Origin of the sequence: Litoribacterium kuwaitense (assembly GCF_011058155.1) — a bacterium.
Lineage (GTDB): Bacteria > Bacillota > Bacilli > Bacillales > DSM-28697 > Litoribacterium > Litoribacterium kuwaitense.
Window position 1 is genome coordinate 17,119 of record NZ_JAALFC010000031.1, and the last position, 22,886, is coordinate 40,004.

Annotated in this window: 27 protein-coding genes and 1 pseudogene; 10 read left to right on the plus strand and 18 right to left on the minus strand. The window is 43.6% G+C overall.

The features are described 5' to 3' along the window. Positions 1-193: 193 nt before the first annotated feature. The gene (gene pdaA / locus G4V62_RS14145; protein ID WP_165203327.1) at positions 194-991 is read right to left on the minus strand and encodes a delta-lactam-biosynthetic de-N-acetylase; all 798 of its coding nucleotides are present in this window, start codon (positions 989-991) and stop codon (positions 194-196) included. 167 nt (positions 992-1,158) lie between these two features. On the opposite strand from pdaA, the gene yfkAB reads away from it, so the two are divergent. Further along, on the plus strand, positions 1,159-2,322 hold the full coding sequence (gene yfkAB / locus G4V62_RS14150) for a radical SAM/CxCxxxxC motif protein YfkAB (RefSeq protein WP_165203273.1): 1,164 nt from the start codon (positions 1,159-1,161) through the stop codon (positions 2,320-2,322). Here yfkAB and G4V62_RS14155 read toward each other — a convergent pair. After that, positions 2,319-3,119: a YfkD famly protein gene (locus G4V62_RS14155; RefSeq protein ID WP_165203275.1), complete on the minus strand. Its 801-nt coding sequence runs from the start codon at positions 3,117-3,119 to the stop codon at positions 2,319-2,321. The two genes, yfkAB and G4V62_RS14155, sit on opposite strands and share 4 nt — an antisense overlap. A 231-nt stretch (positions 3,120-3,350) precedes the next feature. Here G4V62_RS14155 and yidD point away from each other — a divergent pair, with 231 nt between their 5' ends. Beyond that, positions 3,351-3,608 (plus strand): membrane protein insertion efficiency factor YidD, encoded by a 258-nt coding sequence (yidD, locus tag G4V62_RS14160; RefSeq protein ID WP_165203277.1) that lies wholly within the window; start codon positions 3,351-3,353, stop codon positions 3,606-3,608. Between the two features lie 41 nt (positions 3,609-3,649). Next, on the plus strand, positions 3,650-4,579 hold the full coding sequence (gene folE2, locus G4V62_RS14165) for a GTP cyclohydrolase FolE2 (RefSeq protein WP_165203279.1): 930 nt from the start codon (positions 3,650-3,652) through the stop codon (positions 4,577-4,579). A 69-nt stretch (positions 4,580-4,648) separates the two neighbouring features. Here the strand turns inward: folE2 and dcd are convergent, their stop codons facing one another. The 3 genes from dcd to G4V62_RS14180 form a co-directional block, all read right to left on the minus strand. Further along, positions 4,649-5,194 carry a dCTP deaminase gene (dcd, locus tag G4V62_RS14170; RefSeq protein ID WP_165203281.1) on the minus strand — a complete coding sequence of 182 codons (546 nt, stop codon included), beginning with the start codon at positions 5,192-5,194 and terminating at the stop codon, positions 4,649-4,651. 91 nt (positions 5,195-5,285) lie between these two features. Beyond that, complete coding sequence (locus tag G4V62_RS14175) at positions 5,286-5,606, minus strand: YbjQ family protein (RefSeq protein ID WP_165203283.1); 321 nt, start codon at positions 5,604-5,606, stop codon at positions 5,286-5,288. 131 nt (positions 5,607-5,737) lie between these two features. Then, the gene (locus G4V62_RS14180) at positions 5,738-6,427 is read right to left on the minus strand and encodes a DsbA family protein (RefSeq protein ID WP_165203285.1); all 690 of its coding nucleotides are present in this window, start codon (positions 6,425-6,427) and stop codon (positions 5,738-5,740) included. A 170-nt stretch (positions 6,428-6,597) separates the two neighbouring features. Here G4V62_RS14180 and G4V62_RS14185 point away from each other — a divergent pair, with 170 nt between their 5' ends. The 3 genes from G4V62_RS14185 to G4V62_RS14195 all read left to right on the plus strand — a co-directional run bounded on the left by G4V62_RS14185 (position 6,598) and on the right by G4V62_RS14195 (position 8,812). Then, positions 6,598-7,725, plus strand: a complete 1,128-nt coding sequence (locus G4V62_RS14185; RefSeq protein WP_165203287.1) for a metal ABC transporter solute-binding protein, Zn/Mn family — start codon at positions 6,598-6,600, stop codon at positions 7,723-7,725. Between the two features lie 105 nt (positions 7,726-7,830). Beyond that, the gene (locus G4V62_RS14190; protein ID WP_165203290.1) at positions 7,831-8,265 is read left to right on the plus strand and encodes a Fur family transcriptional regulator; all 435 of its coding nucleotides are present in this window, start codon (positions 7,831-7,833) and stop codon (positions 8,263-8,265) included. A gap of 232 nt (positions 8,266-8,497) precedes the next feature. After that, a complete protein-coding gene (locus tag G4V62_RS14195; protein WP_446685522.1) occupies positions 8,498-8,812 on the plus strand; it encodes a DUF3592 domain-containing protein in 315 nt (104 codons plus the stop codon). 151 nt (positions 8,813-8,963) lie between these two features. On the opposite strand, the gene G4V62_RS14200 is transcribed toward G4V62_RS14195, so the two are convergent. Together G4V62_RS14200 and G4V62_RS14205 are read right to left on the minus strand one after the other, a co-directional pair. Next, on the minus strand, positions 8,964-9,344 hold the full coding sequence (locus G4V62_RS14200; protein ID WP_165203294.1) for an OsmC family protein: 381 nt from the start codon (positions 9,342-9,344) through the stop codon (positions 8,964-8,966). Positions 9,345-9,350: 6 nt separating this feature from the next. Further along, a complete protein-coding gene (locus G4V62_RS14205) occupies positions 9,351-10,280 on the minus strand; it encodes a cation diffusion facilitator family transporter (protein WP_165203297.1) in 930 nt (309 codons plus the stop codon). A gap of 247 nt (positions 10,281-10,527) precedes the next feature. Here G4V62_RS14205 and G4V62_RS14210 point away from each other — a divergent pair, with 247 nt between their 5' ends. Then, on the plus strand, positions 10,528-11,709 hold the full coding sequence (locus G4V62_RS14210) for an MFS transporter (protein ID WP_165203299.1): 1,182 nt from the start codon (positions 10,528-10,530) through the stop codon (positions 11,707-11,709). 199 nt (positions 11,710-11,908) lie between these two features. Here G4V62_RS14210 and G4V62_RS14215 read toward each other — a convergent pair whose 3' ends face one another. Both G4V62_RS14215 and G4V62_RS14220 read right to left on the minus strand, forming a co-directional pair. Then, entirely contained in the window at positions 11,909-12,658 is a 750-nt protein-coding gene (locus G4V62_RS14215) for an alpha/beta hydrolase (protein ID WP_165203301.1), read from the minus strand. A 519-nt stretch (positions 12,659-13,177) separates the two neighbouring features. Then, positions 13,178-13,960: a carbon-nitrogen family hydrolase gene (locus tag G4V62_RS14220; RefSeq protein WP_165203303.1), complete on the minus strand. Its 783-nt coding sequence runs from the start codon at positions 13,958-13,960 to the stop codon at positions 13,178-13,180. A gap of 169 nt (positions 13,961-14,129) precedes the next feature. Between G4V62_RS14220 and G4V62_RS14225 the strand changes: the two genes are divergently transcribed. Beyond that, on the plus strand, positions 14,130-15,317 hold the full coding sequence (locus G4V62_RS14225; protein ID WP_165203305.1) for a pyridoxal phosphate-dependent aminotransferase: 1,188 nt from the start codon (positions 14,130-14,132) through the stop codon (positions 15,315-15,317). 101 nt (positions 15,318-15,418) lie between these two features. Then, positions 15,419-15,868, plus strand: coding sequence for a TlpA family protein disulfide reductase (locus tag G4V62_RS14230; RefSeq protein ID WP_165203307.1), 450 nt, complete (start codon positions 15,419-15,421; stop codon positions 15,866-15,868). Positions 15,869-16,129: 261 nt separating this feature from the next. Here the strand turns inward: G4V62_RS14230 and G4V62_RS14235 are convergent, their stop codons facing one another. The 8 genes from G4V62_RS14235 to G4V62_RS14270 form a co-directional block, all read right to left on the minus strand. After that, on the minus strand, positions 16,130-16,948 hold the full coding sequence (locus G4V62_RS14235) for a YihY/virulence factor BrkB family protein (RefSeq protein ID WP_165203309.1): 819 nt from the start codon (positions 16,946-16,948) through the stop codon (positions 16,130-16,132). Between the two features lie 18 nt (positions 16,949-16,966). Beyond that, positions 16,967-17,287: a hypothetical protein gene (locus G4V62_RS14240; protein ID WP_165203311.1), complete on the minus strand. Its 321-nt coding sequence runs from the start codon at positions 17,285-17,287 to the stop codon at positions 16,967-16,969. Positions 17,288-17,390: 103 nt separating this feature from the next. Beyond that, positions 17,391-17,786 (minus strand): secondary thiamine-phosphate synthase enzyme YjbQ, encoded by a 396-nt coding sequence (locus tag G4V62_RS14245; RefSeq protein ID WP_165203313.1) that lies wholly within the window; start codon positions 17,784-17,786, stop codon positions 17,391-17,393. Positions 17,787-18,009: 223 nt separating this feature from the next. Next, a complete protein-coding gene (locus tag G4V62_RS14250) occupies positions 18,010-19,053 on the minus strand; it encodes a hypothetical protein (protein WP_165203315.1) in 1,044 nt (347 codons plus the stop codon). Positions 19,054-19,061: 8 nt separating this feature from the next. After that, a complete protein-coding gene (locus G4V62_RS14255; protein WP_165203317.1) occupies positions 19,062-19,259 on the minus strand; it encodes a zf-HC2 domain-containing protein in 198 nt (65 codons plus the stop codon). Continuing rightward, positions 19,256-19,795, minus strand: a complete 540-nt coding sequence (locus G4V62_RS14260; protein WP_165203319.1) for an RNA polymerase sigma factor — start codon at positions 19,793-19,795, stop codon at positions 19,256-19,258. Before G4V62_RS14260 ends, G4V62_RS14255 begins: the two co-directional genes overlap by 4 nt. 192 nt (positions 19,796-19,987) lie before the next feature. Further along, a complete protein-coding gene (locus tag G4V62_RS14265) occupies positions 19,988-20,608 on the minus strand; it encodes a glycerol-3-phosphate responsive antiterminator (protein WP_165203321.1) in 621 nt (206 codons plus the stop codon). 229 nt (positions 20,609-20,837) lie between these two features. Further along, positions 20,838-21,263: a pyridoxamine 5'-phosphate oxidase family protein gene (locus tag G4V62_RS14270; RefSeq protein WP_165203323.1), complete on the minus strand. Its 426-nt coding sequence runs from the start codon at positions 21,261-21,263 to the stop codon at positions 20,838-20,840. Between the two features lie 140 nt (positions 21,264-21,403). On the opposite strand from G4V62_RS14270, the pseudogene trhA reads away from it, so the two are divergent. Next, positions 21,404-22,023 (plus strand): annotated as a pseudogene (trhA, locus tag G4V62_RS14275) (PAQR family membrane homeostasis protein TrhA). Positions 22,024-22,372: 349 nt separating this feature from the next. Here trhA and G4V62_RS14280 read toward each other — a convergent pair. Beyond that, on the minus strand, positions 22,373-22,886 hold a 514-nt coding region (locus G4V62_RS14280; RefSeq protein ID WP_165203325.1), incomplete at its 5' end, for an RNA-guided endonuclease TnpB family protein.

Here is a 22,886-nt window from a genome sequence, read left to right on the forward strand (position 1 = left end):
GAATACTCTATACGTACAAAAAAAATTGTACACTAGAATCATGTTTGAAGTGTTTATTTCATGCAAAACTATAATTAAGATTATGTAAAGAAAGGTTATTGTAATGTAAATAGCTAATAAACCCCCACCAAAATTATGCATATTAAAAAATATCTTTTGTTTGCTGGCATCTGAACAATAAAAAACCCGCGGCTCAAATCTGCAGCGGGTCTATCATCATATGGTCAAGCAAATAATCATCGAGTGAAGCAAACGTGTAACCTCGTTTTTTCAAATCAGTAATTGCTCGTTCCAACGCCTCAGCATTGTCTTTCGAAACGGTGTGCAATAAAAACACTGCGCCTGGGTGTGCTTGCTTCATCATTTCCTTATATGCGTAATCGGCTCCCTTTTGCTGATCGGTTTTCCAATCAACAAATGCGACTGACCACAACACGTTATAGTAGCCTAGCTCCCCAGACCACTGTAGCGTCTGGTCACTAAAAATCCCTCTTGGTGGCCGTAAATATTTCATCGGTCCACCTCCTGTAAGGTCTTGAAAGGCTTCATCGACACGCGCAAGCTCTTGTGCAAATTTATCTTTTGTTACCGTCGTCATGTCAGGATGGCTCCACGAATGGTTGCCAACAATGTGCCCTTCCGCTGCCATCCGTTTGACTAGTTCTGGCTGGTCTTTAATATAATGTCCGGTAATAAAAAAAGTGGCTGGCGTGTCAGTTTTTTTCAATACATCTAAAATGGGTGCGGTGTAGCCATTCTCATAACCGTTGTCAAACGTTAAATAGATATTTTTTTCCGTCGCGTCCGTATCCTTATAAAAAGCATCGTGCTTTTTAAGTAGCTCATCGTATGCCTGTCCCGCTTCAGCAGGTGTTTCATTTTTACTTTTAGTGAATCCCCAATGAATCGGTGTATTGTCTGCTGCTTTCGTGAGGCTTGTGCCGCTAAAGAACAAGAGCCCGACAATAAATGCAGCCGTCCAGCGCTTCATGCGCATTAAATCACTCCTTTCAGTGATCCATTTTCTAGGAAAAACGAGAAGCATTGCCCCTTTTCTAACGTGGGAAGTTGGTCTATCATTGCTAGTAGAACTTGTATTTTCAAATCGAGGGACATTCGTTCATCGCGAACAACCCCTCTTGAAGGAGTTTGACCTAGATGAAAACATTAAATGGTGCGTACACCATCCCAGAAAAGAAAGCCATTTCCCCGTCCTTCGATCCTTGGGAAGCTTATCAGGATGTTGATCGACACGGGCGTATGGTACTTTCTTCAGTGGAATTTACGACAACGACCCTTTGTAATATGCGGTGTGAGCACTGTGCGGTCGGACATATGCTGACAGCAAAAGACGAAGAAGCACTGCCGCTTGATTTACTTATCCGTCGCCTTGACGAAATTCCTCATTTACAAACGATTAGCATCACTGGCGGAGAACCCATGCTTTCACAAAAAAGCGTTGAACACTATGTGCTTCCGCTTTTAGAATATGCCCATCACCGCGGCGTTTACACCCAACTGAATTCTAATTTGACGTTGCCTTACGCTCGCTACGAGCGTATTGTCCCTTATCTTGATGTGCTGCATATTTCGCACAACTGGGGGACTGACGATGATTTTATGACTGGCGGATTTGCTCGTATGGACCGAAAGCCGGCAGAAAAATCTCGTCTTGCATACTTAGAGCGAATGCGCGACAATTCACGAAGGTTGAGTGAGGCTGGCGTATTTGTCTCTGCTGAAACCATGTTAAATCGGCGCACATTGCCACATTTAAAAACGATTCACGAAGACGTCGTCGCGATGGGCTGTAAGCGTCACGAGGTGCATCCGATGTATCCAGCAGATTTTGCTAAAGACCTTGATATTCTTACACTTGATGAAATCAAGGGAGCGATTACTCACTTACTTGAGATACGTGATCCAAACATATGGATGCTCTTTGGCACGCTGCCCTTTTACCCATGCAGCACGTCGCGTGAGGATCTCCAATTGCTTTTTCGTTTGCAAGAGGACCCGATGTGTACGGTACGCAATGACCCAGACGGACGGAATCGCTTAAATGTCAATATTTTTGACGGCAGCATCCACATGACCGATTTTGACGATGATTTTTCTTATGGAACGATTTTAGAAGATGCACTGCCAAAAATCTTTGACGAATGGCTCTCCTCTTCATCAGCAGAAAGTCTTCATTGCCACTGTCCTGCTGTTAAATGCCTTGGTCCTAATACGCTCGTGAAAAACGCGTATTATCCAAACGAGTCCTTCACCCAGCGCTCAGAAAACCTGACGGCATTTACAGCATCCGAAACTCGTTAACTACGCGGTGTATCAGAGGTCATAAATGTAAAAGACACGTAATCCTGTACTGGAATCCAGGCACCGATTCCTTGCTGCGTCACATTTTTAATTTCTAAGCTTGGTGTATTTCCTTTAATGTTTAAATACACTTCGCCGTATGTGACGTGGCCTTTTTCATTCACAGCTGGGGCATATCCATATAAATACCCTAGTTTCTTGACCGGAATATTGTAATACTGCTCTTTTTTCGTATCTTTTCCAATCATAGTGGTGAAAGCTAAAGGTAGTTTTGTTTTTTGGCTCGCTTTTTGCTGAATCATTTTTTCAACGGTCACTTGGTGAGGTAAGTTTGTCGTTAAGCCACCAGAAACTTGCTTTTCTTTTTCCTGCACGTAGGACATTTTTTTGACGTCCTTGCCACCACGGTTGTCATACTTATTGACGTTAACTAATTGATACTGCCAATTCGTATTCGTTTCTTCGGATTGATATGCGAGCGGCCATTCACCTAAAAAAATAACTGCTCTTGACCCGATCGATAATGGGGACATGTTAATCTCTGTTTCGTTCAACAGGCGGATCAGGTCAGGGTTATCAATATCCATCCCTGCCGTTTCAATTAATTCCTTCGCTTCTTCACTTGGCGTCAAGTAAGTTTGATCGTTGGTTGAGTTTGGATACGTATTCTCCTTCGATATGTTTAACGCGGCATCTGGAATATCTCCGGGCTTTCGCGAATCATCTGACTGTTTTGCTTCAGCTAAGGTGGGAACTGTGAGCATAGCAGCCAGCAAGAGTAGATAAATGCGTTTCATTCCTCTGCTCCTTTCGTTCGTTTTGTATCTTCACACGTAGCAGCCTTGGAACGAGCTGTTACTGTGACTCTACGTACTCGTAGTCTGTGCGCAATTGGCAAGCTTATCCGTAACGATCGGTTGGTAAATTTCTGCACTTCGACCAACGCGCTCCAGTCACTAAAGCACTAAACATGCGAAGTGAGCAAACATGTGCTACGATAGCACTGATTATTGTGGGAGGAATGCACGTTGAAGCACTTCTTGTTAGGCGTAATTCGCTTTTATCAGCGGTTCATTTCACCGCTTAAACCACCGACTTGTCGTTTTTACCCAACTTGTTCTCACTACGGATTGGAAGCCATTACGAAGCATGGAGCCGCACGAGGTTTCTGGTTAACTGTGAAGCGTATTTCGAGATGTCATCCGTTTCATCCAGGGGGCATTGACTTTGTCCCAGAACCAGAGCAAAAAAAGACATCTGCCTCACAAAAGAACAATGAAGTGTAACCGTGCAAATTTAGAAAATATTGATAAGAAGGTGCTTAATAATGACACGCATCCATAAAATATTGCCGAGTAAAGATGAGCGTCATACGTTATTCGGCTCAGTCCAGCCAGGAGAACGGACAAAACCTTCTAAAAAAGAAGACATGCCCGACTTACAAAACCAGAAAAAGGATTTTCTTTTTCCTATTCAAGCGGTCGGCATTGCCAATGTTCGTTTTCCTGTCACGATTCACTCTCGAATCGACCCTATCACCCAATCGAGCGTCGGCTCGTTTTCATTGACATCTTCACTTTTACAGGATCAAAAAGGAACGAATATGAGTCGGTTCACTGAAATACTGACAGCTCACCAAGGAGAAATGCCTGGCTTTGATGTATCGTTAACATCGATCACGCATTTCTTAAAGCAATTGGCCCATCGTCTTGAGCAGCCTGATGCGGCTTTGCGGATCGATTTTCCGTGGGGCTTTCAACGGAAAGCACCTGTCTCTGACTATACTGCGTTTCAATATGTTGATGCCTTTGTCGAAGCATCCTTTGACCGGGAGCATGATGAAACGTTTTTCCGCGTCGGTATGGAGGCAAAAGTAACAACCTTATGTCCTTGTTCAAAAGAAATTAGCGAATACAGTGCCCATAACCAGCGCGGGCGTATTCAAGTCGAGGTCTCTCTATCCGAAGAGGAAGCGTATGACTTTGACTGGAAGGAAAAGCTGTTAGAAGCGGCTGAAAGCAACGCTAGCTCGATCCTCTACCCTGTATTAAAGCGTCCTGATGAAAAGTTTGTCACCGAAAAAGCGTACGAAAACCCACGCTTTGTCGAAGATATGGTCCGGCTCATCGCCAGTGACCTTTATGAAATGGAACCAGTGCGCGCGTTTTCTGTACACTGTCAAAACGAAGAATCGATTCATCAACATGATGCGATTGCCAAAATCGTCTTTGATAAGGATAAAGACACCCTCGCCTAATAAACAAAAAAAAGATCCTGACTGATCCTTTTGAGAAACATGCTCTCAAGCGGATCGTCAAGATCTTTTTTATTTGACTGGATTTAATTCATCGTCTAAAAATACTCGGCTTTGAACAGCGTTTGTCTGACCTTGATATTTGCCGCGATACGGGGTCTGGCTCGTCTGATCCATTTGGGCAAACACAAGCTGACAAATCCGTCTTCCTGCTGTTAGCTCAATCGGAACGCGATTGGCATTGAACAGTTCAAGAGTGATCTGACCTTCAAACCCTGGATCGACCCAACCGGCATTTTGAATAAAGAGTCCCATGCGCCCGATAGAGCTGCGCCCTTCGACGAATGCAGTCAAGTTGTCAGCAATCGAAATATATTCAGCAGTTGTCGCCAACAAAAAAGAGTTTGGCGGAATGACGATCTTATCTCGCTCAAATTCAACATAAGTCGCTGGCTGATCAAGAGACATGCCAGTAATGGAGTTTTCGTCAATCTTTAAGAAGTGCCGCCCTAAACGCATATCCACCGACGCTGGCTGAATCTGACCAGGCGTAAGTGGGTCAATTGTAATTTCACCTGTACCTATCTTTTCTTCGATGGTTTTATCTGACAAAATCATGGATGTTGCCCTCCGTTCTATTACACTACTAGTAATGAAGTATACTACATCCTAGCAGGCGAGGGAAGACATGTTGCGACACCTGAGGCTTTTACACCCGCGTCGTTCGAACTGCCGTTCCTGATGCGATCACCATCATCATCCCATCCTTGATCGTTTCAAAATCAATTTGAACACCGATAACTGCATCAGCGCCAAGGCGCTCGGCCTCTTCCTCCATCTCTTCCAGAGCAATCTTCCGCCCTTCAGCAAGCTTGCTTTCATAAGCAGAACTGCGCCCCCCAATGATATCAGTAATACCTGATAAAAAGTCGCGGGCAATATTTGCTCCCATAATCGCTTCGCCCGAAGCAATGCCAATGTATTCAGTGACCCGGTAGCCGTCCAGTTGATTTGTTGTAGAAATAATCATGTTTACTCTCTCCTTTTTTGTGATACTACTCCTACGTACTATTCACTAAAAAGGTTCCCGTAATTATTTAATTTAACCGCGGCGTGAATGTGGAAACAACCCTACACCTCTTCTGTCGCCAACACACTCCTTTAATTGTTGGACGCGGCAGCTGCCTCAATCACTTGATTTAAATCGTCAATTGTTTTCAGTTTGGACATATCAATGGCTTTACCATTAATAAAAACTGAAGGCGTACCTGTGACACCATTGTCTTCGGCAAACTTTCTCTCGTCGCCGACAGTGTCCTTCACGCTTCCTTCCTCATATGCGTTCAACACTTGCTCGGCCTCTTCTTCATTAAAAAGCTCCTGAATGACATCTACACTGGACGGAACTGAACCATCCTCTCCTTGACGAGCAAAAATCTCATGTTGGAATGTCCAAAAAGCTTCATCGCCAAGCTCACTGTAAACCGCCTCTGCATAAAATGCCGTCGTAGTCGAGTCAGGACCGAGAAACGGATAATCCATAAAATAAAATTGTGCCTTCCCAGTATCGACAAAGTTTTCTTCAATGACAGGTAATAACCCATCATGAAATTGCTTACATGCTGGACATTGATAGTCACCAAACTCGACGATTTTTACAGGAGCATCGTTCTCACCCTTGGCTGGTTGGCGATCATAAATACTCGCAAATGCTTCTGGGTTACCTTCCCCCGTATAAACGTCTGATCCGCTTCCTTGTGAACCATTCGAATTATTTAGTATGCCAAGTGCGATCAATCCTGCGGTGACAATAACGATCACACTGACAATAATCCATCCTCTCTGTTTCAAAAAGCATCCTCCTTATCTTTAATTATTCCACTAGTAACTATACCACCCTTATTTAAGTTCTTGTATAAAGAAGACCTGGCTTTTTGTGATCAACCATTGACAGTTAGCGAGAATGCCATTATGATAAACAACAGATAAAACGTAATAATTACGATCTAGGAGGTTAAACGATGAAAATACGCACTGGTGCACTATTCATATTTATATTTGCCCTTATTTTAAGCGCCTGCAACTCACAAGCTTCTGTTAAAGAAACAGCCACAACTGTTAAAGACACCGATCACGAACAAGTTGTCGTCTATACGACCCTCTATCCATTCAAAGCGTTTACGGAGGCCATTGGCGGCGACCTCGTCAAAGTCGAGTCGATTTATCCAGCAGGAGCTGATGCGCACTCATTTGAGCCATCTTCAAAAACGATGATTGACATCGCTGAATCGGACTTGTTTATTTATAACGGTGCCGGCATGGAAGCCTTCGCTGATGCTGCTGTCGATACAATGAAAGATGAATCAGTAGCCATCCTGGAGGCTACAAAAGAAATTGATCTCCTCTCAGGGCAAAGTGTACACCACCATCATGATGAGGAGGATGACGCGCATAGTCACGAAGACCATGCCGAGACTGAACACAGCAATGATGCAGAAGATGTTGAGCATGGACATGATGCTCAACATGAAGATGCCCACGATCATGAAGATGTCGACGTTAAACATGAGCACGATGAAGAACAAAGGCATACGGATAAAACTGATGCCCACGATCATACGCACGGCGATGTTGACCCACATGCGTGGCTTGATCCAATACGTGCCATTGAGATGGCTGAACAAATAAAAAATGAACTGATTGCCCTGCGCCCTGAGCACAAAGCGTCTTTTGAAGAAGCGTTTCAATCGTTACAAGCCGATTTAACGGAGCTAGATGAAGATTTTCAAGAGATGCTCTCGACTAAAGAAGACCGCGCGATTCTCGTCTCGCATGCTGCTTTCGGCTACTGGCAAGACCGCTATGATATCGACCAAATTAGTGTGAGCGGCCTCTCCCCTTCACAAGAACCGTCACAACAGCAGCTGCTTGACATTATCGCAGAAGCAGAGCATCACGATATTAAGCACGTCATTTTTGAACAAAACGTCACCCCGCGCGTGGCAAAGATGGTTCAAGAAGAGATTGGCGGCGAAGCATTGACTTTGCATAACCTTTCCGTATTATCTGACGAGGATATTCAAAATGACGAGGATTATTTCTCCTTAATGCGCCATAACATTGATGTGCTGGACCAAGCAATGAACTAAAAGGTACCCTTCTCCACCTTCAGCCATCATCATTGTCTTTCTAAGAGCACTTTAGTATACTTGGCAGTAATCTAAAGTTTTTCGTTCAAAGGAGGTACCGCCTTCATGAATGTCCAAAAAGCCATATCCATTCTAAAAGAAGAAGGGTTCAAATATACGAAGAAACGCGAAGATTTATTAGCGCTGTTTGCGAATGATCATCGTTATTTAAGCGCTCGTCAAGTGCTTGAAGCATTGCAGGATGATTACCCTGGTTTAAGCTTTGACACGATTTATCGCAACTTGTATCTCTTTGAAGACTTGGAAATCTTAGAAACGACGGAATGGGATGGGGAGAAGCGTTTTCGTTTAACGTGTGACACAGAGCATCACCATCATTTGATCTGTCTTGAATGCGGCAGTACAGCACAGTTGCAAACGTGCCCTATGCCAGTCATTGAAGCCAATGAGGAAATCGGCCCCTTTAAAGTGACAGGTCATAAGTTTGAAATTTATGGTAAGTGCAGTCACTGTATAAAGGATACATCCGCCCACGTATAAAAAATCATTCATTAAGACTCTGGATTCCGCCAGAGTCTTTTTATTATCCAATTGTTTCCGATCGTTCATTGAGGGCTAGTAAATGCTTTGTTAAAATAAAATTAATTTATGAAATAGGGTTCATTTTCCAAAAAGAGGGGGGATCTACCTGATTTTCTTAAGCTTGTTGTTTTGTCTACTCGGTATCTTTATCTTTCTATTTAGGTTTTGGTTTATTGTTACGGGTAAGCTAGTGGAAGGAAGAATTGTCGGCTATTCAAGGGGTACAAACGACGATCGTCATTTTTTCACAGCTCATCGGTTCCGCATTTGTTTACAATATGAAGAACAGTGGTACTATGTAGATTCCCTCGAAAGCACGACTGTTCCTAACGGCGCGATACCAAAAGAGGCCATCGGAAGATATGTCAAAGTGTATTTTAACCCGCACACACCAAAACGTGTGGCCATTAAGGGGATGCACCGCCTCACATGGATATCGGTGATCATGTTTTTGTTTGGTTTACTCGGAGTCTGGCTAGGATTCATCATTGAACTCGAGTTATGAAAACCAAGTTCAATACATTATCAACCCATCGCTTGCATTTTAGCTATTCCCAGCTAAGCCCACTCGGTTTCACGTGAGTTTAGCAAACACCCATAAATGTAGACAACGCACAAATGGCGTTGTCTACACACTGATTACCAACGATCATGCTTTATACAATTTCACAGCTCTCCGACAGTACGATGCTGTCCTTGACTGATTGCGCCATTGAACAGTTAGCAAAGGTGACATCGAGGCTTTTTTGCAGCTTCTCTTTCGTTAGCCCCTCACCCTTTACCTTAAAATGCAAATGGATTTTCTCTACGCGGTTGGCTTCATCTGCATTTCTCGTCACATCGGCAGTAATGGTAATATCATCGACGTTCATCCGCTTCTTTTCCAACACTTTTCGCAAAACACCACCGCTGCATACAGCGACGGACGATACTAACAGCTGGTACGGTCTAAAACCAGCCTCATCTTTGCTAGAAATGTCTAGCGTTCCGAATGCTGTATCAGTCGAAAAGCCTTCGTCTGTCATCGTAAATTTCAATAGAACCTACCTCCTTTTTTTCCTACTGTACCTGTTTGCCTCCTCCTCGTCTAACCTTTCGCTCTCGGCTTGGTTCGGTTCTATATGAATGTGAGTCATTTCAACGCCATAAACATCATGCATTTTTTCTTCGATCTTATCAGTAATGCGGTGACTTTGCTCGACAGAAATATCTGGATCAACCTCAATTGTTACGTCGACGACCGCTTGGTTACCATACATCCGTCCCTTAATATCTGTCGTTTTTCTTACCCCTGCCACTCGTGAAATCGTTTCATGATATTCCTCAAGACGAGATTCTTGAAAACCGTCCGTCAGCATATGCGTCGCTTCATAAAAAATTTCCCAAGCCGTTTTTAGAATAACGAGACCGACGACCGCTGCCGCCACCGGATCAAGCCAACTGATGTATAAAGCAGCCCCAAGAATACCTACCGCTGCCCCGGCACTGACGAGGGCATCCGACAAATTGTCCTTAGCGACCGCTTTTAAGGCCAAGCTTCCTGTTTGTTTGGCGAGGCGATGATTGTAGAGGGCAACACTTCCCATGACTGCGATACCAATAAGAGCGACCCAAAGCGCTTCGGCATCTGGGCTTGCAACGTTACCGCTAAACAGGCTCATCCCGGCATCTACCAGCACTTGAAGCCCAATCGTCACCATAATAAACGAAGCGACTAATGAGGCGATGGTTTCTGCTCTTGAATGTCCATACTTATGATCTTCATCGGGCGGGCGCCTTGAGATATGCAAGCCGATTAATACAGCGATCGACGCAATGATATCTGTCGCGTTGTTCAATCCATCCGCTAACAAGGCTTGTGAATTAAAAATAAAGCTAAAGATCATTTTACCGATCGTTAAAACAATATAGGCACCGAGAGAGATCCACACGCCCACATCTGCTTTTTTAGAATTTATACCGTTTCCGTTCATGTGACGTCCCCTTCCTTCATCCTCTAAAACCACTGTACCAGACGGACACCTAGTGGTTCTATAGCAACCTTTTTGCTAGCAGGCAAGCACAATGACACACGGTAACACTGCTTAGAAAGGACAACTTCTTTGCCTTAAGTAAACATTTTCTTATTTTTGGATATGACTGGAATTTAAAATCGTGTTAGAATTAGATAGAATGAAATACTATTCTTGTATAGAGTTTTAGTAAAGGAGCTTGCTGGTGATGTCTCTACGTACACGATTTGCTTTACTCGTTTGTCTTGTTTTTATTTCAGGATTTGTCCAAGGGATGCTATTACCTCTACTCTCCATTTTGTTGGAACAACGGGGTGTTCCTTCGTCTATTAACGGCCTTCATGCGACTGGCCTATATATCGGTGTTCTCTTGGCATCACCATTTATGGAGAAACCATTGCGCGCCTTCGGCTATAAGCCGCTCATTACCGTAGGCGCTTTTCTTATGATTGTGTCTCTGTTTCTCTTTCCGGTCTGGGATGCGCTTTGGTTCTGGTTTATCCTTCGACTGGTCATTGGTGTCGGCGATCAAATGTTGCACTTTGCGACACAAACGTGGGTGACGGCTTCAGCGAAAAAGGAGAGCGTAGGCAGGAGCATTTCCATTTATGGCTTTTCTTTTGGCGTCGGCTTTGCAGTCGGGCCATTTATGACACGAATGTTAGACACAAGCACGTCACTTCCTTTTATACTGTCTGCCCTCATTATTCTTGGCCTCTGGCTCGTTTTTCAATGGGTCCGTAATGAAAAACCACAAGACGATGATGCGACACAAACGGCTGATAAAGGGGCAATCCGCCGGTTTGGAAAAACTTTACGATATGCTTGGTTTGCCTTGCTTCCTCCATTTGGCTATGGATTGATTGAAGCAACATTACATTCCAGCTTCCCTGTACATGCCTTACGTAATGGCTTTCATATCGATACGATCTCAAATTTACTTCCACTATTTGCAATTGGCGGCTTAGTATCCCAAATCCCGCTCGGCATATTAAGTGATCGAATTGGCCGGAAGAAAATTTTATTAATCGTTCATTTCGGAGGCTTTGCCTCTTTTACAGCTGCAACATTCTTAGAATCTCACCCGATTGGATTAGCGGTCTCCCTCTTTATCGCGGGGATGTTTATTGGTTCAGCTTTTTCGCTTGGCATCAGCTATATGACCGACGTACTTCCGAAACACCTGCTTCCAGCAGGCAACCTCTTGTGCGGCATTTTCTTTAGCATCGGCAGTATGGCAGGTCCATTTGCTGGCGGAATATACATGCAAGTGGGCGGACAACACTTTTTCTATATTATTTCCATTCCACTGTTGTTCATATTCGGTTTACTATTTTTCGGCAAACAAGGGGCGCGGACACGTCCACCGTCTCAATCAACATCGATGTAAAAATGTAGACGCCATGCCAAAAACCCCCTAAACTTTTCTTAGGGGGTCAATCTGTAGGAACGGTTTTAAAATGAGACAGATTAAAGCAGCTGTTAAGGACAAAGTCTAGCACGACTTTGTCTACACTCTACTCAAAAAAAGCCTTCCATTACAACGCTCATACCATAAATACAGCTTCACGGAACACGAACCTCATCATTTAGTGCGTTTTAATAAACGTTAAGCACTGGGAGACAATCAGCGGTTCATCATGGTCGAGTGTAGCGACATGGTAGCTGTTTTCCAACATTACAATGTGCTTATCTTCTGACGCGATAGACTTGTAAATGGTCTGTGAGTTTTCCGGCGGCACGACATGATCAACAGTTGAAGACAAGACTAAAGCAGGAACTTCTATCTTAGTTAGATCGCCTTTGACAATCTTCATGAGTTCGACAAGCTCGCCCATTGCTTTGACGGGCGTTTGTTCATAAGCGAGTTCCTTGACGCCGTCTTTTTTAATATCTGAACCGATACCTGCTACAAACCGTTCTCCGGACTCACGCAATGCGTTATAGCTCTGTTTAAATGCACCCATATCAACGGCTGCATTGATTGGCACAATGCCGGCAATCTCAGGATGATTTTCCGCAAGGTAAAGGGTTAGTGCTCCTCCCATGGACAACCCAACGACAAATACCTTTGAACACGTTTCCTTGACCTTTTCAAGTCCTGCCTCGACATCGTCGATCCAGTCCCGATAAGTAGCCTGCTCCATATCTTCAGGGTTTGTCCCATGTCCCGTCAGCCTCGGACCATAAACCGTATAACCAGCGTCAGCGATTTGTTTTCCGACGCTATGCATGCTCTGGGTCGTACCGGTAAAACCGTGAATGACAAGAACCCCAACTTCGTTTCCTGGATAATAAAATGCTTCTGCATTTTTCATAACTTGATCATTGTTTTGCATGATGACCCTCCTCCATTAAATTGAAATGATAAAATGATGGAAAAACATTGCCGTCAAAAGACAACGAACAGGCATTGTGGAACTTTTTTACTGTAAGCGACTCACTTCCACATATTTATTGCCACTTTTCCCCAATATATCATATCTTGTCATTCATTTGTGTTGCTAACGTTTGGCTTGGAGACAGGGCATTCAACATTTCGAGCCCTTGTTTTTGTCAAAGTGTTCAATAAATTCTTTCATGTTGAAAAAATTATAGCGATCCCCATTGTTTTTCTAGCAACTGAAAACATTCTTCTTTTAATTGCTGTGCACGAAAGGAGTACCTGTTCTCTTTCATCTTCGTTATCTGTTGTTTTCTTTTCGTTTCTCATAACTGCAATCGTTTGCTTAGACAAACTCTTTGCTCTTGATGAAATAGTGCAGTGCATGAGTGTTTGCTGACAAAGCTCTTAAAAGCGTTATTCCATAACTGCAAATGTTAGTTGGGTTAACGCTTTTCTTCTTTTTTGTTTTATTTTACTCATACAACGGCGGGCGACGGTCTTCAAACACAGGAATTTGGCGTCGAATCTCCGCAATTTGGGAAACGTCGATGTCCGCAGTCAGGGTACACTGGCTGTCACCAGCTTCGGCAATAATCTCGCCCCACGGGGAAATGACGATTGAATGTCCCCCAAAGACATTCTCTGGATCACTGCCAACCCGATTGCAAGCGACGATGAAAGCTTGATTTTCAATGGCGCGGCTCATCAGCAATGTACGCCAATGATGAATGCGTGGTGCTGGCCATTCAGCACAGACAAAAAAGACTTCCGCACCCTCGGCAGCATGCTTCCGTAACCATTCGGGGAAACGGATGTCATAACAAATCATCCCTGCGCACGGTGTCCCTTGGAGCTCGAAATGCCCTGGTTTATCGCCAGCAAGCAAATATTTTTCTTCTCGCATCAGGCGAAAAAGATGCACTTTGCTGTATTCCCCGACTTTATTTCCATTGTGATCATAAGTGAGCATCGTGTTAAAAACACCACGTGACGTCCGTTTAGCGACAGACCCCGCTATGATATGAACGCCATGCGTCGTGCTCATCTCCTTCGCAAACGCGCGCGCCTGTTCACCCTCTTCATCGCTAATTTCATCGAGCCGTGTGAGGTCATACCCCGTTGTCCATAATTCCGGAAGCAAGATGACGTCCGGCTTTTCCGACTGTACGACTTCGGCAATCCGGTTTTGCATATTGCGAATATTTTCTTGCGGCTGACCGAACGCTATATCTTCTTGAAGGATTGAAATCCTCATATCCGTCTCCTCCTCCACTTTCCTAAAGCTTTCCCTCATTATTCCATGCCCCTGGTCAACCGTCAAACGGCTTTGTGTCGTTTTTATTGGCCGTGCAGCACCTTTACAAAAGCAATCGATTTCCCGTAGAATATGTCCAACATTGAAACGATGAGGATGTGGACTTACTTTGAAGAATTTTCAAAAATCCGACGCTTTAAAACGTCTCCCTGACCAATTTTTTGCTGCTCTCGCTACTCGTGTTCGAGAAAAACAGCAATCTGGTGCCAACGTCATTAACCTTGGGCAAGGCAACCCTGACCAACCAACACCGCCCCATATTGTTCAAGCACTGCAAAACGCCGCCAGTAATCCTCTGTACCATAAATATCCCCCGTTTAAAGGGTTTGATTTTCTGAAGGAAGCGGTCGCCACTTTTTACGAGCGCGAATACGATGTCACACTCGATCCTCACCATGAAGTAGCTGTGCTTTTTGGCGGCAAGACAGGGCTCGTGGAAATGAGTCAGTGCCTGCTCAATCCAGGTGATACCGCACTCGTTCCGGATCCTGGCTATCCTGATTATCTTTCCGGTCTTGCATTGGCCGGGGCAAACATGCATACGATGCCACTGCACGCGGAAAATCGCTTCTTACCTGACTATACAGCGATCCCAGGTGATGTCCGTGAGCAAGCGAAAATGATGTTTTTAAACTATCCAAACAATCCGACAGGCGCGATGGCAGACACTCACTTTTTTGAACAAACCATCCAATTTGCTGATCAACACGACATATGTGTCATTCATGATTTTGCCTATGGCGCGATTGGCAATGAAGCTGAAACGCCGCGTAGTTTTATGCAGACGACGGGCGCGAAAGAGGTTGGCATTGAAATATATACTTTGTCAAAAACATATAATATGGCAGGATGGCGTGTGGCCTTTGCCGTTGGTCACCCACAAATCATTGAATATATTGAACTGTTGCAAGATCATTATTACGTGAGCTTATTCGGCGGCATTCAAGAAGCAGCCGCTACGGCTTTGCTCGACTCACAGGCGTGTGTCAGAGAATTGTCGAACATGTACAACAAGCGTCGAACAGTGCTTGTGAATGGCCTAAGAGGTGCCGGCTTTGAGCTTCCTGATCCACAGGGTTCGTTTTTCGTCTGGGTGCCGATTCCCGAGCCGTACACATCAAGTGTTGCTTTTAGCAATGACCTGTTAGATCATGCGCACGTCGCAGTCGCTCCTGGGGCAGGCTTTGGATCATACGGGGAAGGGTACATTCGGATCGGATTGCTGTCGGATTTAGAGTTGATAGAGCAAGCGATTGAGCGTATAGTACAGTTTAACAGAAGCCTAACGACGACGTGAGTGCAATACTTTGACAACGTCACTTATCCTTTTTATAATAAGATTAGGCTTATTTATTATAATAATTATAAACTGAAAATAAATATTAGGAGGTCGTTCGCATGAAATTAAGAGAAGAAATGCCCGAGCTTTCTGGAGCTACTACATGGTTCAACGGTGAAACAACAAAAGAAGAATTGATTGGTGACAAACCAACACTCATTCATTTTTGGTCAGTGAGCTGCGGGCTTTGTAAAGAAGCAATGCCGAATGTGAACCAATTCCGTGATGACTATAAAGATCAGCTTAATGTCGTCGCTGTCCATATGCCTCGTTCTGAAAAAGACCTTGATCTTGATCAAGTTCAAGCTGTCGCGAAAGAGCACGAGATTACCCAGCCGATCTTTGTTGATAATGAGCACAAACTGACGGACGCTTTTGAAAATCAATACGTGCCAGCGTACTACGTATTTGATAAAGAAGGCAACCTTCGCCATTTCCAAGCTGGTGGCGGCGGTATGAAAATGTTGACGAAGCGTGTGAACCGCGTTCTAGGTGAAGCTGGAGCGTAAAAATAGAGCTGTTCTTCCGAGATGGAGGAACAGCTTTTATAGTGTAGACAAAGTCTTTTTCCTGCATTTTTTTAGCTTCCGCTTAACCTTTTATCATTTTCAGCCTGGCTTGAAAACGCCTCTCAGCCTAGGCGCGAAGGCGAATGAAGACTCAAATAGCATTTTAACTCATGAGAGGAAGAAGAAAGTCAGGCAACGACGGATGAAAGCGTCTGTCAACAGGCTGAGCTGTTCCTCCAACACGGCGGAACAGCTTTTTCATCACCCTTCAACTTGGTCTTGCCGGCGCCGGCGAAGCAATGCATTAATTTCTCCACCTACTAAAATGACGAGCCCGGAAATATACAGCCACACCATAAGCACAATGACCCCGCCTAAGCTGCCGTATGTGCTTTGATAATTGTTAATATTATTTACATAATAGGCAAACGCTAAGGAAGAAAATTGCCACCCAATGGCCGAGAAGGCGGCGCCTGGAAGCACGTCTTTATATGAAAGTCGTAAGTTTGGCGCAGTCCAAAATAAAAAGGAAAACACGATAAATATAATCGCCGAGCTAAATCCCCAGCGCAATAACGCCCACACTTCAAGGAATTCGTCTGATAAATTCAAATATGAAAACAAAAACACTCCGATTTCTTTTCCAAATACCGGGAGTAAAAGCGCCACAATTAACACGAAGAACATACCTATGGTCAACACGATACTCAATGAACGTGCATATAAAAATGAGCGGTTTTCTTCAACCTCATACGCACGATTAAGCGCACGCATTAAACCATTTAAAGCAAGCGACGCACTCCAAAGCGCACCAATAATCCCGACTGAAAGGAGGCTTGTCGTATTGCTTGCCAAAATTCCCTCAAGATTGGTTTCGAGAAAATCAAGCGTATCGCCGGGCGCATAGCTAGAAATTGCTGCAAACACATCGTTATAATCCAATGGCAAGTAGGCCAGTAATGTAACCGCAAAAATAAGAAACGGAAAAATTGACAATAAAAAGAAATATGAGAGGGAAGCTGCAAGTGCAGGCAGCTCGTCCTCGCTAATTTTAACAAACAAATCTTTAAGAAACGTCATAGGGCACCCCTTTATTCGTTATGAATGACTTTGGTGTGACGCCTGATTTGTAGAAACACGTTTCTGGGTGCTATTCTTCATTTGTTCAATACGATCATTAATACTTTCTAAATCTTCAGCAACATTGTGTACCTGCTGTTCAATTTGCCGTAAACGGGCGGAAGTCTTTTGTACGAGGGTGCCTGGATCTTTTACAAGCGACTTCACTTGTTGAAAATTGGTACGGGCACAGTGGACAGCACTTGTGCGTGTTTGCTTTTGACATAACGCCGCTCCTAAGCCAGCTAATGCCCCATAGGCCATCCATTTTATGATTTTTTTATTTTCTGCTGTCGCCATCATCACATCATCCTTTATCATTTTTTTCTATATTTCGGCATGAATGGCTCGTTTCCCTTGTCGAACGAAATGCTCAAACACTGTACGAGCGCCCCTTTATTCGTTACGTTATCTTTATGTAATATGTCCGGTTTCTTGGCCCATCAAACTCACAGAAATAAATCCCTTGCCACGTCCCGAGAACGAGCCTCCCCCCATCGATAATGATTTGCTGCGAGGGCCCGACTGTACTTGCTTTTAAATGAGCAGCGGTATTACCTTCTGCATGTCGATACGCGCTATGATGCCACGGATAAACCTCATCCCATGAGAGCAGCATATCGTGAACGACATCGGGATCAGCATTTTCATTAATCGTCATCCCAGCCGTCGTATGTGGACAGTAAACGAGAACGATTCCTTCATTCACTCTAGCTTCTGTCACTGCCTTTTGCACTTCCTGAGTGATTTCAATCATCTCGTCTCTTTTCATTGTTTGAACGTTTTTTCTAAACAGCATCATCCCGCCTCCTTTTCCTTATCCCTATCATACCAAACAATTGTTGTATAATCCTGTACCCCGTAACAGCCCTAAGGAATCGTCCTTCTTGAACGACAAAAAGAGCCCTTCTTGAGAAAGGCTCAAGTGTAGGCAATTCGCTTGTCTTGCACCACACTGGCTAACGCAAATACGGTCTTCCTTTTGATCAACTAATCCTATTGATAGGAACGATGTTTTCGAATCAGCATATCCCCAAAACGATCAGAGCACCTGCTATCAGCAATGGATCTTTTATATACCAATATTCATATAATATCTGTTCAATCCAGTAATTATCGTTAATAGCAATTAAGTTACTCCATAAAACCATGTCCCACATGTATAGCGCCCCGCACAGTAATATTAGCCACCCTAGCCATTTCATTCCTAAGATCGGAGTGTCGTCGAGGGACTTTCCATCACGCAGCTTCTCAATGGTTCGACTTAAATCAATAGCCATATATACCCAAAAGAAAATAGCTAAGAAATTAGTCATATTGAGATTAGGAAATGTGGACAAAAAAAGAAGCAAACCAAACACCAGTGCAGCTTCCTTTCCCTTATTCTTCTGCCCAAGATAATAGTGACCTAATCCTGGGAAGAACAGAAGCACTAAAGCTGCTTCCTTCTGACGTGGTCTCGGCTTAGCAAAAAGGATGCGATCGTCCAGATCCTCTCCTTCAACCATTCGCTTGCGCATGTCCCTTGCGTCCGCAGCGGCAAACAGAAAGACACTGATGATGAATAAAAATGGCAGCCATGTCATTCCTCCTAAAGCAACGAACACAGCAATCATGAAGAGGGATACCCCTAAAGCTAAAAGGACAGACAATCCTCGATAATACATGCCGAGGGCAAAATGGGAGATGCCAGGGACAAAGTCGTTCCCGATTTCTCTCATTTCAAGAGAACCAGCAGGCTGCTTTTGTTTTGTTTCAATCGTTTCTGCTTCGCTGTATACATCATGATCATTAGTTAAAGAATTTGTGCGTAACATCGTAAAAATATAGTCAATCACACTAATTAACCAAATCACGACAGCAATAAAGACAAGTAGGTTAATAAACGGCACTTCTGTTGTATAGATGCCAAACAAGCCTTCAATGAAAAAGATAAATCCTGAAATCGCCAAACACATAAAGAAGGCTGAAAAATAAAGAAAGGCACGTCCTCTCTTACGGAGCACCAAATGACCTAGCCCTGGTGCAATAATTGCCAACAAAAATCCAGTTGCATTTGTTTTCATCATCGACCTCATTGACTAGGGCTGGATGTCAGCCAGGCTAACGTTTTCTCATGACTTTCCCCTTCATGATGCTCCTGGACCTTATCCATATATCGAGCTAAACAATCATCACATGCGTATAGGTGCTCCTCCACACGCTCTTCTTCAACTTCAGGCAGTTTTTGTGCTAAATAATCCTCTAATTGCTGTCGGGTCAAATGCTTCACTCAAAGTCCTCCCTATCCCAATGTTTTCGAAGCCACTGGCGGGCTCGGTACAGCTTTATTTCAACAGATTTCGGTTTAACTTTATACACTTCAGCCAGTTGTTCAAAGGTTTTTCCTTCAATATAGTAAGCGATCATAATCTCTCGATATCTCTCAGGGATCTCTTCCAGTCGTTCGCGAATGATGTCTCGCAGCTCTTCTCGAAGCAATCGATCATCAATTGATCTTTGCGGGGCATCTGGTTCGTTGCACGCTCGTTCCCATTTTTGATATTCTCTTTGTTTTTTTCTTTTCATATCAATCGCATGATTAACAGCAATACGTGTCATCCACGTTTTTAAGCCTTTTCCTTGAAATTGCGGAAGCGAGCGATATATTTTAATTAACGCTTCTTGGGTCGCATCCTTTGCTTCCTCAGGATCTCTTAAAACCCCGAGCACCGCACGATACAATGAAGGACCGTATTCCTCAACAATCGCCTGAAAAGCTTCTTCACTTCCCTCCGCCGCAGCTTCGATCGTTTTCTGTGCATCCAAACCGCAAGCCCCCTTCCTTCTGCTACTTCAATAGACGTCCCTTTATCATCATCTCTTTACATCATTTGTATTTTTCTTTAATTTTATCGCACTTTGATCATATCATCTCTTCATCTTTTTTAAGGAGCCAATGGTGCAACCAAAAAACGACCCTTCCTAAGAAAGGTCGATCATCGTATTTCATATGAAGAATTATGATTGCTTAACTTCGGTCTTCCTGGCAAAAGAGTACATCCAAAGCTCCGGTGAAGATGTTGAGACTGCTAAAGCACCACTCGCTAACATGTCTTCTGCATGACCGCGCGTCTCGATCAGGCCACCGGCAATAACGGGAACAGACTTACCATCGGCCACCGGCTGAAAAAAATGTGCTGCTGATGCTGGAAGCACTTGCACGATATCCGGCCCTGATTCTTCCACAGTTTTTAAGCCGCGATCAATGCTTTCACGATCCAATAGCGGCATACGCAGTACACTTAACAACCGATATTGCTGCGCATAACGAACTAGCTTCGGTTTCGAAGTAATGATGCCCGTTGGCTTGACATGATGAGCCAAAAACTCAACACCGTGTCGATCTGTATTTATCCCAGCAATCTTTTCAATATGTAGAAATACCGGAATTCCATAACGGTCAAATAGATTAACATACCTCTTCACTGCACTTAGCGTTCCCGTTTCTAAAAAAACACAGCTGATCTCTGGCTGCAACGCCCTTTCGATCCAACGGATATCTTTTAGAGAGGCCACCTTTTGATAGGCATGGAGACGGTCCAGCACATCACTCTTTGTATGGCGGTTTCCTTTATCCATTGCACTCTCCCCTTCTCTTCACTATAGTCAAGGCACTCTGTTTAATTGTTCACAGATGTCTTCTAATCGTACTAATCATTTGTAAATCTATCGTAAAAAAACTGTGAAATGAACGTAAATTTTACAAACATCCCGACAGCACCTAGTTCATCAATTCATTTATCAAATTGAAAAACCGTCTTGCGAGCAACAAATAACCTTTTGCTGCGAACAATGACGGTTTTTTACTTTATTCTCTTTCTAAAGTGACAGGTGTTTCCTCTCCATCATTCATTAACGTCACTTTTTCTGGCTCACAGCGAATGACGATAAACTCAGGGTCATCAGGACCAGATAAGTAATCGCTCATTTTGTCATTCCACAGCGACCTTTTTAAATCCATATCATCTTCCAGGCTGGCCTGCGCTTCAATTTCAAGAAAAGAGTCATTGGCTCCTTCTCCATCATAGCCAATCAAAATATGAACAGAAGGATTCTCTGCAATATGATTCACTTTATGTGTTTTCTCACTCGTCGCTGTATACAATGTCATCCCTTTATGGAAAAATGTCATGTATCTTGTGAACGGCTTTCCTTCTTTAATTGTGGCCAACGTGCCGACACTGTGGTCATCCAATATTTTTATAATATGTGCCTTTAAATCATTTTGCTTCATACTTGACTCCTTTCTCGTCTTTTTAATAGTCTTCCCTTTTGTCCAATTGTTAAAAACGTAAATCATTGCCGCTTTTTCCCTCTGCGCTATAAAAAAGGTATGTTATACTGTACGTACCACATTTGCAAAGGGGATCATGTATGGAGTTTTCAGTTCGCGAAGAAATTGCCAATGCCATTACACACGGAATTGGCGCATTGCTCAGTATTCCCGCCCTTGTGATGCTTATCATATTTGCTGCCAATGACGGCTCACCTACCCAGATTGTTAGCTTCACCATCTTTGGTGTTTCGATGTTACTCCTGTATACATTCTCGACACTAACGCACAGCCTTCGAGGCACAGCGAAAAAAGTGTTTGAAATTCTTGATCACTCTGCCATTTACTTATTAATTGCCGGTACGTATACACCTTTTGCTTTAGTGACAATCCAAGGGCCCTACGGCTGGACGCTGTTCGGCATCGTCTGGGGACTGGCGATGTTCGGCATTTTATATAAAGCGTTCTTCGTTAACCGGTTTATTATTCTTTCTACCATTGTTATGTCCTCATGGGCTGGCTCGTCATTTTCTTTATTCAACCAATTTACGCAAACTTGCCGTTTCAAGGCTTTGTTTTGCTCCTGACGGGCGGGCTGTTTTATACGATCGGGACAATTTTCTTTGTTTGGAAAAAAATCCCTTATCACCATGCCATCTGGCACCTCTTCGTTTTAGCCGGAAGTGCCTGTATGTATTTTGCGATCTTGCTATATGTATAAGGCGAAAAAAGCGGGCCTTTTTTAGGTCCGCTTTCTTCTATCTTAATACCTTTCGAACACATTGGATGATGTATTTATTCCTTTTTATTTGTTGCGCATCAGCTGAGAACTTGCAACTTCTCTCATGAGAGGTGCACATTGTTTAAGTAGTCATTCATCTCTTGTTGACTCTTTAAAGCAATGATATCTTTTTTTTTGCCCATCACTTGGAAGTCGTGAAAGCGTTGAGCCATTTTTCTTTTCCGCGTGGATTGTAAGTCGTGTATTTGAACTACCCCCACTTAACACTCTTACGAGCTGTCTGAAGTGGGAGATTCCTAAGAACACCAGCGTAACCGCCAGTTATTGATTAGGCTATCCCCGTAGTTCCTACGGTTAGAAGCCTTATCGCTTCGTTTTTAAGATTTTGTCCTGCGTTCATATCTCGATTGTGATGCGTACCACAAGAGGGGCATTCCCACTCGCGAAGGTTGAGATTCTTAACGTCTTTATTTTGGTAGCCACAGCACGAGCATAGTTGACTGGAAGAAAATGTTTTTGATACAGCAACGACTTGTTTGCCATACCATGTTGCTTTGTACTCCAGTATGGTTCTAAATTGTGACCATGATGCTTCACTGATCGCTTTAGCTAACTTGTGGTTTTTCAGCATATTTGACACTTGCAAATCTTCAATCCCGATGACATCGTGGTTTTTGATGATTTCAGTCGAGATTTTTTGCAAGTCGTCTGTTCTTGCATTCGCTATTTTTTCGTGAATCCGTGCTACTTTACGTTTTTGCTTTTGATAGTTCTTTGCTTCATCTAGTTTACATTTTCGTTTTAATGCTAACTCCTGTCGTCTAGACAGAATACGTTGTTCT

Bases quoted from the DNA above. Each gene is read 5' to 3' on its own strand.
- pdaA (WP_165203327.1), bottom strand. From the start codon at position 991: ATGAAGCGCTGGACGGCTGCATTTATTGTCGGGCTCTTGTTCTTTAGC.
- yfkAB (WP_165203273.1), top strand. From the start codon at position 1,159: ATGAAAACATTAAATGGTGCGTACACCATCCCAGAAAAGAAAGCCATT.
- G4V62_RS14155 (WP_165203275.1), bottom strand. From the start codon at position 3,119: ATGAAACGCATTTATCTACTCTTGCTGGCTGCTATGCTCACAGTTCCC.
- folE2 (WP_165203279.1), top strand. From the start codon at position 3,650: ATGACACGCATCCATAAAATATTGCCGAGTAAAGATGAGCGTCATACG.
- dcd (WP_165203281.1), bottom strand. From the start codon at position 5,194: ATGATTTTGTCAGATAAAACCATCGAAGAAAAGATAGGTACAGGTGAA.
- G4V62_RS14175 (WP_165203283.1), bottom strand. From the start codon at position 5,606: ATGATTATTTCTACAACAAATCAACTGGACGGCTACCGGGTCACTGAA.
- G4V62_RS14185 (WP_165203287.1), top strand. From the start codon at position 6,598: ATGAAAATACGCACTGGTGCACTATTCATATTTATATTTGCCCTTATT.
- G4V62_RS14190 (WP_165203290.1), top strand. From the start codon at position 7,831: ATGAATGTCCAAAAAGCCATATCCATTCTAAAAGAAGAAGGGTTCAAA.
- G4V62_RS14205 (WP_165203297.1), bottom strand. From the start codon at position 10,280: ATGAACGGAAACGGTATAAATTCTAAAAAAGCAGATGTGGGCGTGTGG.
- G4V62_RS14210 (WP_165203299.1), top strand. From the start codon at position 10,528: ATGTCTCTACGTACACGATTTGCTTTACTCGTTTGTCTTGTTTTTATT.
- G4V62_RS14215 (WP_165203301.1), bottom strand. From the start codon at position 12,658: ATGCAAAACAATGATCAAGTTATGAAAAATGCAGAAGCATTTTATTAT.
- G4V62_RS14220 (WP_165203303.1), bottom strand. From the start codon at position 13,960: ATGAGGATTTCAATCCTTCAAGAAGATATAGCGTTCGGTCAGCCGCAA.
- G4V62_RS14230 (WP_165203307.1), top strand. From the start codon at position 15,419: ATGAAATTAAGAGAAGAAATGCCCGAGCTTTCTGGAGCTACTACATGG.
- G4V62_RS14235 (WP_165203309.1), bottom strand. From the start codon at position 16,948: ATGACGTTTCTTAAAGATTTGTTTGTTAAAATTAGCGAGGACGAGCTG.
- G4V62_RS14240 (WP_165203311.1), bottom strand. From the start codon at position 17,287: ATGGCGACAGCAGAAAATAAAAAAATCATAAAATGGATGGCCTATGGG.
- G4V62_RS14245 (WP_165203313.1), bottom strand. From the start codon at position 17,786: ATGCTGTTTAGAAAAAACGTTCAAACAATGAAAAGAGACGAGATGATT.
- G4V62_RS14250 (WP_165203315.1), bottom strand. From the start codon at position 19,053: ATGAAAACAAATGCAACTGGATTTTTGTTGGCAATTATTGCACCAGGG.
- G4V62_RS14265 (WP_165203321.1), bottom strand. From the start codon at position 20,608: ATGGATAAAGGAAACCGCCATACAAAGAGTGATGTGCTGGACCGTCTC.
- G4V62_RS14270 (WP_165203323.1), bottom strand. From the start codon at position 21,263: ATGAAGCAAAATGATTTAAAGGCACATATTATAAAAATATTGGATGAC.